The 12,738-nt window shown below is 43.1% G+C and carries 10 protein-coding genes; 7 read left to right on the top strand and 3 right to left on the bottom strand.

The annotated features are described in order from the left end of the window. Positions 1-169 precede the first annotated feature (169 nt). Positions 170-676 carry a glycine cleavage system protein R gene (locus A7985_RS16910; RefSeq protein ID WP_065791605.1) on the bottom strand — a complete coding sequence of 169 codons (507 nt, stop codon included), beginning with the start codon at positions 674-676 and terminating at the stop codon, positions 170-172. 270 nt (positions 677-946) lie between these two features. Between A7985_RS16910 and A7985_RS16905 the strand changes: the two genes are divergently transcribed. The 7 genes from A7985_RS16905 to A7985_RS16875 all read left to right on the top strand — a co-directional run bounded on the left by A7985_RS16905 (position 947) and on the right by A7985_RS16875 (position 9,714). Beyond that, positions 947-3,181, top strand: coding sequence for an ABC transporter permease subunit (locus tag A7985_RS16905; RefSeq protein ID WP_065791604.1), 2,235 nt, complete (start codon positions 947-949; stop codon positions 3,179-3,181). Between the two features lie 15 nt (positions 3,182-3,196). Beyond that, positions 3,197-4,846: a phosphate ABC transporter permease PstA gene (gene pstA / locus A7985_RS16900; RefSeq protein ID WP_065791603.1), complete on the top strand. Its 1,650-nt coding sequence runs from the start codon at positions 3,197-3,199 to the stop codon at positions 4,844-4,846. A 29-nt stretch (positions 4,847-4,875) separates the two neighbouring features. After that, the gene (pstB, locus tag A7985_RS16895; protein ID WP_063358700.1) at positions 4,876-5,703 is read left to right on the top strand and encodes a phosphate ABC transporter ATP-binding protein PstB; all 828 of its coding nucleotides are present in this window, start codon (positions 4,876-4,878) and stop codon (positions 5,701-5,703) included. A 70-nt stretch (positions 5,704-5,773) separates the two neighbouring features. After that, positions 5,774-6,475, top strand: a complete 702-nt coding sequence (phoU, locus tag A7985_RS16890) for a phosphate signaling complex protein PhoU (protein WP_063374480.1) — start codon at positions 5,774-5,776, stop codon at positions 6,473-6,475. A gap of 131 nt (positions 6,476-6,606) precedes the next feature. Continuing rightward, positions 6,607-7,284: a TIGR00153 family protein gene (locus A7985_RS16885; RefSeq protein WP_063374481.1), complete on the top strand. Its 678-nt coding sequence runs from the start codon at positions 6,607-6,609 to the stop codon at positions 7,282-7,284. Positions 7,285-7,465: 181 nt separating this feature from the next. Continuing rightward, positions 7,466-8,734, top strand: coding sequence for an inorganic phosphate transporter (locus tag A7985_RS16880; protein WP_065791602.1), 1,269 nt, complete (start codon positions 7,466-7,468; stop codon positions 8,732-8,734). 74 nt (positions 8,735-8,808) lie between these two features. After that, positions 8,809-9,714, top strand: coding sequence for a hydrogen peroxide-inducible genes activator (locus tag A7985_RS16875; RefSeq protein WP_065791799.1), 906 nt, complete (start codon positions 8,809-8,811; stop codon positions 9,712-9,714). Between the two features lie 51 nt (positions 9,715-9,765). On the opposite strand, the gene A7985_RS26960 is transcribed toward A7985_RS16875, so the two are convergent. Together A7985_RS26960 and A7985_RS16865 are read right to left on the bottom strand one after the other, a co-directional pair. Beyond that, positions 9,766-9,963 (bottom strand): hypothetical protein, encoded by a 198-nt coding sequence (locus A7985_RS26960; protein ID WP_065791601.1) that lies wholly within the window; start codon positions 9,961-9,963, stop codon positions 9,766-9,768. Positions 9,964-10,116: 153 nt separating this feature from the next. Continuing rightward, the gene (locus tag A7985_RS16865; RefSeq protein WP_065791600.1) at positions 10,117-12,624 is read right to left on the bottom strand and encodes a GGDEF/EAL domain-containing response regulator; all 2,508 of its coding nucleotides are present in this window, start codon (positions 12,622-12,624) and stop codon (positions 10,117-10,119) included. Positions 12,625-12,738 lie beyond the last annotated feature (114 nt).

The following is a 12,738-nucleotide window of genomic DNA, read 5'->3' as shown; positions in this document are numbered from 1 at the left end:
CGTCGTAACAGTTGCTTTTTCTAGAGTATGTCCACAATGTGACACTTATATGACATTGGGTACAGCGAATGCGAATGTGCTAAGAGGAAGGAAAAATATGGCAGTGGTTCCTACCTCTGCCATATGAGTCTATCGTATATTTGAAATGTGTCGTTGTTTGATATCAATGTCAGTCTGGTTCGATGTCTACGATAAGATCACTGGTAATTGCTTCTAATGCGTCAACAACGTTTTCTTTGTGTGTGCCCGGTGCCAAATTTACCGTCGCAAATGCGCTAAATATGGGAACTCCCCAATTTGGTGCGCTTTGCTGCCTTGAATTTAGATGCGTGATATTCGCGCCTTGGTGGCGAATTACGCTGGATAGCTCTTGAATGATTCCGGGACGATCATTACCCGTAATAACTAAATTGAGCTTCTCATTCTTAACTTCTTGGTGGTCTTGTTCACCGTGTTCAATTCGGACCTCTAGCTCTGGTATTCCGTGAAGTGCATCTTGCAATGTTTGTAAATGCTCTTCAGCAACTTCAACGAGTACAATACCCGCAAACTGACCTGCCAGATGGCTTAGGTTACTGGTAGCCCAATTACCATGGTGTTGCAAAATAGTGGCAGAAATTTGCTCTACGAGACCAGGTCGGTCCTTACCTATAAGTGTTAATACTAACTGCTTCATATCACATGTCTCTTATTATTAAATGCCTTTACGGCGGTGGTGGAAAAGCGAAATATCGCCTGTTAAGCCTAGTAAACATAGGGGAATTGTCCAACAAGATGGCTGTTGCTTTGTAAACAAATGCAAATGAAAACTAGATACATTAAAAAAACCTTTTGTAGATAATGATTAAAGTTAAAAAAAGCAACAATTTCATCATGGCTCATGTAACATAACTGTCATCTTGATGAAATATAATGCGCCGCAACTTGATAATAAAAAGGTGTTTTGATGACTTCCAATCCGCAAAAACCGTCCTTTAAAACGGATAGAAGCCGTCTCTTTAAAGACCGCTTTGCCCAATTCGGAATTACCTCGGGAGGGGTGATGGTTTTGGTTGCTTTGCTATTAATCTTCTTTTACTTACTTTACGTTGTGCAGCCAATATTCGAATCTGCGAGCGTGACTAAACGTGCTGATATCGCTTTACAAGACGATAAAACGTATTTCGGTATGGGTATGGAAGAACAAACCGAAATTGCATATTTACTTGATAACAAAGGCCTCGTCGATTTTTATCAGATCAAAGGCCAAAACGCAGGTGACAAGCTAAATACACTGGCAGTTGACTTGGACGGTCAGGTGACAAGCTTCTCTCAAAGTGCACCATTCTTGGGTATTTATGCATATGGTTTGGACAATGGTCAAATTCAGTTAGTAAAGCCAAGTTTTCTAATTTCATTTCCTGGTAACCAACGTGTGATGCAACCAAGGTTGAGCTATCCACTTGAAGGTATTCAGCTAGAGGTAGATGACCAAGGCCAGGCAATTAAGCAGTTTGCATTTAGTCACTATGAAGATAAAACCGCTGTCGTTGCTCAGACCGCTGACAAGCGAGTTATCTTTGCATCATTCAGTGCTGAAGAAAATATGTTTAGCGGTGAGATTGAGTGGACGGTAGAGCGCAGTATCTTACCGATTGAGGGGCGTGTTGACGACATGTTGATCTCCCCAGATACAACACGTGTATTCGTTCGCTCTGCCAATCAAATCTATGTTTTTGACACGCGTTTTGCGGATGACGTTGAGCAGTTCCAGTTACTTGCGGCTAACGAAGAAAACGCGAACCTCGTTAATATGAATTTACTGGCTGGTGCAAACTCACTGATGCTCAGTAATGACAATGGTGAAGTATCGCAGTGGTTTGAAGTCAATACCGATGCAGGCCGTCAATTTGCCAAAATTCGTTCATTCGAAAGTGTAAAAGGCGCACAAGTTGATATTTTCAGTGAATTTTATCGCCGCACTTTCTTTACCACGACAAATACGGGTGAGTTAGGTCTTTATTACACCACCAGTGAAGCACACTTGTGGCAAGGTCAAGTTGTGGATGGGGCTATCGAAAAGTTTGCGGTATCTCCGCGTGCAAATGCAGCATTGCTTCTATCTGATAACACATTGAATGTCGTCGAGCTGCATAATGAGCACCCGGAAGTGACTTGGTCAGCCCTTTGGCAGGAAGTCTGGTATGAAGGTTACCCTGAGCCGGCTTACACTTGGCAGTCAACTTCTGCAAGTGATGACTTTGAGTCTAAATTCTCATTAGTACCAATCTCATTTGGTACCATTAAAGCAGCGATGTATGCAATGTTGTTTGCCGTACCAATTGCACTTTCAGCTGCAATATACACGGCATACTTTATGTCGCCAGAACTGCGCCGAGTAGTGAAGCCAACGGTTGAAATCATGGAAGCGCTACCGACGGTAATACTGGGTTTCTTAGCGGGCCTTTGGCTTGCACCGCTTATCGAAGCGCATTTACCAGCCATTGTTGCGCTGCTGGTGCTCTTACCGATAGCGATTATTGGTACTGCTTTTGGTTGGACCAAATTACCCAAACAAATTCGTCATTTACTGCCGGATGGTTGGCACTCGGTACTACTTATCCCAGTGGTGTTAATCGTTGGTTGGTTGTCATTCGCAATTAGCGACAGTATTGAGGTATGGATGTTTGGCGGCAATGTACGTCAATACTTGACCAATGAACTTGGCTTAACGTTTGACCAACGCAACTCATTGGTCGTTGGTATTGCGATGGGTTTTGCAGTTATTCCTACTATTTTCTCTATCGCAGAGGATGCGGTATTCAGTGTACCAAAGCATCTATCAAACGGATCACTGGCACTGGGTGCGACCCAGTGGCAAACATTAGTACGAGTCGTATTGTTAACAGCAAGCCCAGGTATCTTCTCCGCCGTAATGATGGGATTGGGTCGTGCAGTGGGTGAAACCATGATTGTATTAATGGCGACAGGTAATACGCCGATTATGGACTGGAGTATTTTCCAAGGTATGCGTACGTTAGCGGCGAACATTGCGGTTGAAATGCCAGAGTCAGAGGTAGGTAGCTCACACTACCGGATCCTGTTCCTTGCTGCATTTGTACTGTTTATTTTTACATTTATCTTTAACACCGTCGCTGAGTTCGTTCGTCAGCAGCTGCGTGAAAAGTACAGCTCAATGTAATTGGAGAGAGATGACATGGTAAGACAATGGTTTAAGTCAGGATCTCCTTGGATCTGGATGACCGGTGGTGCAGTAAGCATCAGTTTAATCTCAGTAATTGGTCTGTTAGCAATGATTGCTTGGAAGGGGCTTAGCTTCTTCTGGCCAACTGAGGTAGTAGAATTCGAACTTGAAGGCTCTGTGGCTAAGCAGACCGTCATAGGTGAAATTTATGACAGAGAATTGGTACCTAAAGAGCGTTTAGAAGCTGCAGGGTACGATTTATCTGACTATCAAGGCGAGTCCGTTGAGCGTCTATTGGTTAAAACAGGTAACCGAGAGTATGTTGAGCTAGACTTCCGCTGGATTTTAACGACGGATATTCAAAGTCGTAAAGTGCCAGAAGAGATGGCTGTGTTTGAGCGTAGCAAGAATGGTAATTTTTATGGTTACGTTGTACGTGTGATTGAAGACGGCAAAGTTGTGTCACAGCAACCTGTTGAGCGTCTTGAAGCGCTGGTTGAACGCGCGGTAGAGCTTAATGAAGAAGCCCTTGACCTACAAAACGGTGACATTGGCCACATTAACTATGAATTAGAAAGGCTGCGTCTGAAAGAGCGAGCGTACCAGTTAGACAATGACCTGACTGATGAAATAAAAGCAGACTTTGAAGCACAGAGAGCGCAGTTAAGAGAAGAATACAAAGTATTTGAAAAGCGCTTATTTGAACTGCGTGCAGATGCAAAGCGTGACTACGTTGTCGTAAGAGACATGCGTGGGGAAGAGGTGACTTTACCACTGTATCAAGTACTGGACGTTTGGTTCCCAAACAATATGGGCTTTTTCTCAAAAGTGGGTCATTATTTCTCGCAAACGGGGAAGTTTATCAGTGATGATCCTCGTGAAGCGAATACGGAAGGTGGGGTGTTCCCAGCCATTTTCGGTACTGTCTTTATGGTTATGCTAATGGCCGTTATTGTTACGCCATTCGGTGTTGTTGCGGCGATTTACTTACATGAGTACGCAGCCAAGAATGCGGTGACTAAAATGATCCGTATCGCGGTAATTAATTTGGCGGGTGTCCCGTCGATTGTTTACGGTGTATTTGGCCTAGGCTTCTTTGTGTATATGCTAGGTGGTTCGATTGACCAACTATTCTACCCTGAAGCGGCACCAAGCCCTGTATTTGGTACGCCAGGTGTTATTTGGTCAGCATTGACGTTGGCGATTTTGACATTGCCAGTTGTGATTGTATCTACCGAAGAAGGACTATCACGTATCCCAAGTTCAGTTCGCCACGGCTCTTTAGCTTTAGGGGCTACAAAAGCTGAAACGCTATGGCGCATCATTGTGCCAATGGCGAGCCCGGCGATTATGACTGGATTAATCTTAGCGGTTGCACGTGCTGCCGGTGAAGTTGCACCACTGATGTTGGTGGGCGTCGTGAAGATGGCACCAACACTGCCGTTAGACGGTAACTTCCCATATATTCACCTAGACCGTAAGTTTATGCACTTAGGTTTCCATATTTATGATGTTGGTTTCCAAAGTCCAAATGTAGAAGCAGCACGTCCATTGGTATATGCGACCGCTTTCTTACTTGTTACGGTGATTATTGCGCTTAATATTACAGCAATTGGTATTCGTAACCACTTACGTGAAAAATTCAGAGCTCTAGAGCACTAATAGTACAGATTTTAAATAGGTATCCCTTTATGATTACAGTAGCGCCACAAGTAAATAACGCAGATGCTAATAACAAATTGGATCTTGCAAACTTGAGCCCAGAGCAAACAGCTTTAGAGATCAAAGACCTTGACCTTTACTATGGTGACAAGCAAGCTCTGAGTAAAATCAACATGTTAATTCCAAAAGGCCAAGTGACCGCCTTTATCGGTCCATCAGGTTGTGGTAAATCAACGCTATTGCGTTGTATCAATCGCATGAATGACTTGGTCGATAGCTGTCGTATTGAAGGTGAAATTAACCTTCAAGGACAAAACATTTACGATAAGAGTGTCGATGTTGCCGCATTGCGCCGCAACGTTGGTATGGTATTCCAAAGACCTAACCCTTTTCCTAAGTCGATATACGAAAATGTCGTGTATGGCCTTCGCCTTCAAGGTATTAAGGACAAGCGCAAACTAGATGAAGTGGTAGAGCGCTCACTACGTGGTGCGGCACTTTGGGATGAAGTAAAAGATCGCCTACATGACAGCGCATTTGGCTTGTCAGGTGGTCAGCAACAGCGTTTGGTCATCGCACGCTCGATAGCCATTGAACCAGAAGTATTATTGCTTGATGAACCAACATCAGCGCTTGATCCAATCTCAACATTGGTAATCGAAGAGCTGATCAATGACCTGAAAGACAAGTATACTGTTGTTATTGTTACACATAATATGCAACAGGCTGCGCGTGTATCTGATCAAACTGCGTTCATGTATATGGGTGAACTCATCGAGTATTCAGATACAAATACATTATTCACAACACCAACGAAGAAAAAGACTGAAGACTACATCACAGGTCGTTACGGCTAAAGTCTGACAGTGAAGGCTGCCCAAACAACGGGCAGCACAGGTTTGGGTTGGTATAAAAGGTAGGTTTTAGATGGAACACAATATTAATAAGCACATTTCTGGTCGCTTCAATGAAGAGCTAGAAAACGTAAGAAACCATGTATTAAGCATGGGTGGGTTGGTTGAGCAGCAACTAAACCTTGCGCTAGACGCTGTGAGCACGAGTGATGCAGATAAAGCGCGTAAAGTGAGTGAAAATGATTACAAAGTAAATGCAATGGAAGTGAACATTGATGAAGAATGTACACGCATCATTGCTAAAAGACAGCCAGCGGCCAGTGACTTAAGGTTGGTTGTGGCCATTGCTAAAACGATTGCTGATTTGGAGCGTATTGGCGATGAAGCTGAGCGTATTGCCAAAGTTGCCTTGGACTCATTTACCAAAGATCAGCAGCACCTTCTAGTGAATGTTGAGAACATGGGTAGATTGGTGTCTAAAATGCTACACGACGTATTAGACTCGTTTGCCAGAATGGACGCTCAACGCGCATTCGAAGTCCATAAAGAAGACGCAAAAGTAGATAGAGAATATGAGGCGCTAACACGTCAAATCATGACTTATATGATGGAAGACCCACGTTCAATTCCAAAAATTATGGACTTGGTTTGGTCTGTGCGTTCATTGGAAAGAATTGGCGACCGTTGTCAAAATATTGCGGAATATGTTATTTACTTTGTAAACGGTAAAGATATTCGTCATACCTCTCAAGAAGATATCGAAAAATCGTTATAGTTTGACAGGGGGTTAATTGTGTCAATGTGAACGATTAATCCCTTGTTCATGATAAAAATCGTTCACAAATTCGGTTAATGCTGTAAACTTGGCCTCTGCACATGCATATTAATATGATTTAAGGGTCAGTTATGCCTAGTAATGCGTTTTTAGGAGTGTTTGCAAAATCTCCTATAAAGCCGATTGAAGAGCACATTAAGATAGTGCATCAAGCCAGTGAAAGCTTGATCCCGTTCTTTGAACATGTCTTCAAAGGGGAGTGGACTGAAGCGGATGCACTTCGCGTTAATATTCGTAACCTAGAACGTGAAGCGGATGCGTTAAAACGAGAAGTACGTTTACAACTTCCTCGCGGTTTATTCATGCCAGTTGAACGGACTGATTTACTGGAACTTATTACCCATCAAGATAAAATTGCCAATAAAGCCAAAGACATCGCAGGACGAGTTGTTGGCCGTGAAATGGCTATTCCCGAATCTATTCAAAAAGACTTTGTTGCTTATCTATCACGCTGTGTAGATGCAACGAAACAAGCCTCTAAAGCGATTAACGAACTAGATGAATTACTGGAAACAGGGTTCAGAGGTCGTGAAGTTGCCTTGGTCGAAAAAATGTTAGTTGAGCTTGATGCCATTGAGCAAGACACCGATGACATGCAAATAAAAATTCGCCAAGAACTTCGTCAGGTAGAAGCTGATCTTAACCCAATCGATGTGATGTTCTTATACAAAATCATTGAATGGGTGGGTGAACTTGCCGATATCGCTGAACGTGTTGGTGCTCGCCTTGAGGTGATGCTAGCACGCTGATTCTTAATCAGCGAAACGAGTTAAATAGTTGTACACTGTGATTACTCTCCAAGCGAGTTAAAGCTAGAGAGCACAGTGTTGTGTTTGTTTAATAGTTATTTGTGAGCCGTTTAATTGATTAAAGTAGACAACGAGAACACAAATACAAAAACAGTGCTGGAACAGCACTAAAGGTTTTACAATGGAATTCATTGCTTCCTATGGCTCGATGTTAGTCATCATCGCAGCTGCAGTTGGTTTCTTTATGGCTTATGGTATTGGTGCGAATGACGTTGCTAATGCAATGGGTACGTCGGTAGGTTCTAAAGCACTGACAATTAAGCAAGCGATTATTATCGCGATGATTTTTGAATTTGCTGGTGCATACCTTGCTGGTGGTGAGGTTACATCAACAATTCGTAAAGGGATTATCGATGCGGCACCATTTGCGGACATCCCCGAATTAATGATACTGGGTATGATCTCTGCATTATTTGCCGCAGGTGCGTGGTTACTGTTAGCTTCAATGCTAGGCTGGCCGGTATCAACAACCCACTCGATTATCGGTGCAATCATTGGTTTTGCGCTTGTCGCAGTGGGTAGTGAAGCGATTCAGTGGGGTAAAGTGGCAGGCATCGTCGGAAGCTGGGTGGTCACACCGGCTATCTCTGGCTTCATTGCTTACTTAATCTTCATGAGTGCGCAGAAGTTAATTTTTGATACAGACAAGCCGCTTAACAACGCAAAGCGCTTTGTACCGCTCTATATGGGTCTAGCTGGCTTTGTAATGTCACTTGTTACCATCAAAAAAGGTTTAAAGCACATCGGTATTAACCTTGGCACAGTTGAGGGATATGCGCTGGCGATTGGTATCGCAGTGCTGATCGGCCTTATCGGTAAAGTGGTTATTTCACGCATGAAGATGGACCCGAATGCTGATAAACAAATGCAGTTCAATAACGTTGAGAAAGTGTTTGCAGTGCTAATGGTACTAACTGCATGTTGTATGGCGTTTGCGCATGGTTCAAACGATGTAGCAAATGCAATTGGTCCACTGGCTGCGGTAGTGAACATTGTTGAAAACAATGGTGAGATGGCGAAGAAAGCCGCGCTTGCATGGTGGATTTTACCACTGGGCGGTCTGGGTATCGTTGTTGGCCTTGCTGTATTAGGTAAGAAAGTAATTAAAACAATTGGTGAAGGCATCACGCACTTAACGCCAAGTCGTGGTTTCGCAGCTGAGCTTGCTGCGGCTTCTACAGTCGTAATTGCATCGGGTACTGGTTTACCAATATCGACGACACAAACGCTAGTTGGTGCCGTTTTAGGTGTAGGTATGGCCCGCGGTATTGCGGCACTTAACATGGGTGTGATAAGAAACATTGTGGTTTCTTGGGTGATCACATTGCCAGTCGGTGCTGCCCTTGCTATTGTTATATTCTATATTCTAAGAACCGCTTTCGGCGTTTAGTAGAAGACAGACTTTTAGCTTGAAAAGATCTCAGCGCCTCTGGTGCTGGGGTCTTTTTATTTATGGGTATGCAAGTGAATAACTTACCAAGTATAAAACAATTACAATATCTCATCGCCGTCCACCAGCAGCAGCACTTTGGGCGTGCCGCTGAAGCCTGCTTTGTAGGGCAGTCGACACTCAGTAGCGCAATTCAAAATCTAGAAGAAACATTGGGCTGTCAGCTGATAGAGCGTGAAAATCGCAGTTTGATGTTTACTGATGTAGGCGAAGAGGTTGTCGAGCGAGCGAAGAAAATCATTGATGACTCCATTAGTGTCGTTGAGCTGACCAAAAGCTATAAGAACCCGCTCTCTGGCAAGTTGGTATTAGGAATGATCCCAACCATAGCCAGCTTTATTGCTGCGCCATTGTATCAATTTTGCCAGCAAGCTTTTCCCGACTTAAAGCTGGTCCTTGTTGAAGACACCAGTGACCGTTTGCTTGATAAGCTGGAGCAAGGTCATATCGATATGGGGATGCTTGCATTACCGTACAGAACAGAAAAATTTCATACGCAAGTTTTGGCAAAAGATCATTTTTCACTGGTGCGTCACCAGGATTATTACATTCCCGAAATCCTAGAAGATTTTAACTTGCTGCCTGAAGACAGCGTCTTTTTACTTGAGAGAGAGCACTGTATGACGGGGCATGCGTTAAGTGCGTGTCACTTGAATCGCAGTGAGTGTATCAACCCGTTTGAGGCTGCCAACTTACATACTTTATTGAGTATGGTGGAGTATCAAAATGGGGTGACTTTTTTACCGCAAATGGCCCTCAATGCGGGTATCTTAGACGGTAAGCCAATGGTAACGTTATCACCACAAGCCGAAGCGTATCGAGAGATAGGATTATTGTGGCGCAAAACCACAGGTCGGATACGAGATTTTAAAATGTTTAGTAATCAGGTCGGTGATTTCATTAAAAAGCAGTGTCAATGACACTGCTTTTAGTTGTTAGTACAATTAGTTTGCAGACTAAGCACTGAATGTTTAAGTAGAGCTGAGTCTACTCTGTGACATGATGTTGGGTAAAAACAACAAATATACCCAAACAACTAAATTAAAATATGGAATAAAGCCCAATAAAGTGAATAACTTAGTTGGATACCCTTTTTGTTTAGCGCAGCGGTAACATTGTAAAGCAATTAAACAATGTACCAGTGATAAAAACAGAATAAACTGAAACATACTTAGCTCCTCGAATTCCATTGCGAGATGTGCTCAAATCCATTAGATGTCGCCTAGTTATGTGTAAGTAGCTTAAACTAGGTGACATTTATTGCGAGCTTTAATTATAGTTGAGTTTTTATTTTACTGCAGCGACTTTTTTACCCATTTTGATTAGCACGCTGTTTTTAGTGATAAAATAGTTTCAAGCGCAAGTTTTAGTTGCTCTATCGGTAAGGGGCGAGAGATAAAGTAGCCCTGACCATAATCCACACCAATCTCTTTGAGCGCTTCAAAAATTTCTTTATTTTCAACATATTCTGCAACAGAGCATTTATCCAAAGAGTGGCTGATATCATTGACAGCTTTTACGAGAGCAAGGTCAATTGGGTCATTCAACATGTCTCGAACGAATGAGCCATCGATTTTAACATGTTGCGCAGGGAGTTGTTTTAGGTAGCTAAATGTACTGAAACCGGTGCCAAAATCATCAATAGAGAAATGGCAGCCTAATTGGTTGAGTTGCTTTATCATCGCTTGAGTGGCTGTCAGGTTATTAATACTCGCAGATTCGGTGATCTCAAAAATAATGCAATGGGCTGGCACTTGAAAGTCTCTTAAACAAGTCTGTATGTGTGGCATGAGGCGCTCATCTAAAAAGGACTGTGCCGACAAGTTGAGAGAGATTTGATGAAGCTCTGGGTGCATGGCAACCGCGCGTATACTTTCTCTGATTACCGATTGGTCCATCAAGTAGGTGTCATTGAGCAACTCCAAAGCAGGTATAAACTGATTTGGGTAGATGAGTTTGTCGTCAATGATAAGGCGCAAGAGCGTTTCATAGTAGGCGATGGTATTATTTTTAAAATCCCAGATGGGCTGATAATGCAATTCTAGTTGGTTGTTTTTTAGCGCTTCTCGAACACTGTGCCCCCATTCCAAACCAGTCTGTAACGTACTGTTCTTATCGTCTTCTTTGCTATAACAGTGCACCAAATTGCGACCAAGGTTCTTAGCAATGTAGAGCGCAATATCTGACTGTTTTAAGCATTCATTGGGGTCGCAGTTTGTCTGTGTGATCTGTGTCAGGCCAATAGAGCAACTGATGGTATAACTTGCTTCTTCTGAGTGAAAGCGGTGGCTCTCGATGGCACTACAAATACTTTCAGCCATCATATGGGCCTCTAGTAGCGATTTATTTTTAAGTAAGACCGCAAATTCGTCGCCACCTATCCTAAAGATGAGGTGCTCTTGGCTGATATGTTCACCAAATAGCTGCGCGACTTCTTGTAGTACAATATCCCCCTGCTGATGCCCCTTGCTGTCATTGATGATCTTGAAGTGATCGAGATCGATATAGATCAGTGCGTGCTCAATATCGTGCTGTAATTTTGCTTGTTGGCAGAACAGGTTTAGCTGTTGGTCAAAGTAATACCGATTGTGTAAACCTGTAAGGGTGTCATGCAGTGCCAAGTGTCTAAGTTGTAACTCGGCTTCTTTACGTTCGTGAATATTATCTATGGTTGCAGTAATCGTGGTCGTGCTGGTTTTATTCTTTATTAACTGGAAACGACATTCTACCCATACCGCGGTGCCTGAATCGTGTTTTATTTGCAGTTCAAACGTTGAAGAGTGGGCCCCTGCTAATATTTCTTTGACTATCTGGTGCAGCTTAGGTAAGTACTCCGGGAGCACATAATCACACAATTGCGTGGAGAGCGTTGATTTGAGTTTGTAGCCCGTAAGCTGTTCCCATGCCGGATTAATAAATCGAATTGTCCCTTTTGCGTCGAGTTCAAGTACGACGGTATTTAAATGAAGTAAGATCCGTTGATGGGCTGAAAATAACTCTTTGTAACTCTGCTCACTGCGACTCAGTTGTTCCACTTTGTTAGCAAACTCTGCATAGCTCACCATAAAATCTTCTCGACGTGCTGCGTGGTCGCACACTTTACTTAAAAGAGATAAGTTATAAGGGGAACGGACAAAGTCAGTCACACCGAGCAACAGCAACTGCTCTGCGTAATCTGCGTCTTGATTGTCGATGATGGTGACGATCGCTTGACTCGGTTTGTGCTGTAATATGTTGGCGACGAGTTCTTTGGTGGTTTCTGCTCGGGTCGATGTTGCATCAAGCAACACAATGGCGTAGTCGTTTTGTAAAAACTCAGAAAGCGCAGTATTTGCAGAAATCACATGATTTGTTGTAAAGCTCAATGCTAAATGATCGACGATGTCTGCGGCTTTTTTCTCATTGTGCTCTAACAGCAATAAGTTCAGTCGACTACTTTTTTGCAAGTGAGTTGATAATACGTTGGCCAAAACTTGTGGCAATACGTCGTGGCGCTCTAGAGGCAGTACTGCGTCAATACTATAGCTGCGAGCAGTGGTTTCAGCAATGCGCTCACAGTACGTAGGTGGTATGAGCACGATAGGCGTATTTTTTGGCGTTTTTAGTAACCCTGAGCGGATCATACGAGAAAAGCGCCAGCCATCTATTTTTCCCACATTCAGGCCGCTAATGACAAGATCGACAGCCTGTTGCTTCAACAATTGTAGTGCCGCTTGGGTATCACTGAGCTCTATAATTTGGAATACATTTAGCTTTTGTAACGTTCTTATTACGGTCTGGCGCTCAATATGATCCGCATTGACGAGTAATAAAGTCAGCTGTTTTGCCATGGCGTTACTACCTCAAACCCATGTTTCTAGTTCGTATTCTATTGCCCATATCAATTTATTAGATTGTTTTATATTGCCTTTTTGACAATATCGCACTCATCTTGTTATGGCTGG

The organism is Pseudoalteromonas luteoviolacea, from assembly GCF_001696455.1.
In the GTDB taxonomy this organism is placed as follows: domain Bacteria; phylum Pseudomonadota; class Gammaproteobacteria; order Enterobacterales; family Alteromonadaceae; genus Pseudoalteromonas; species Pseudoalteromonas luteoviolacea_C.
This window is presented reverse-complemented; position numbering and strand designations above follow the sequence as displayed.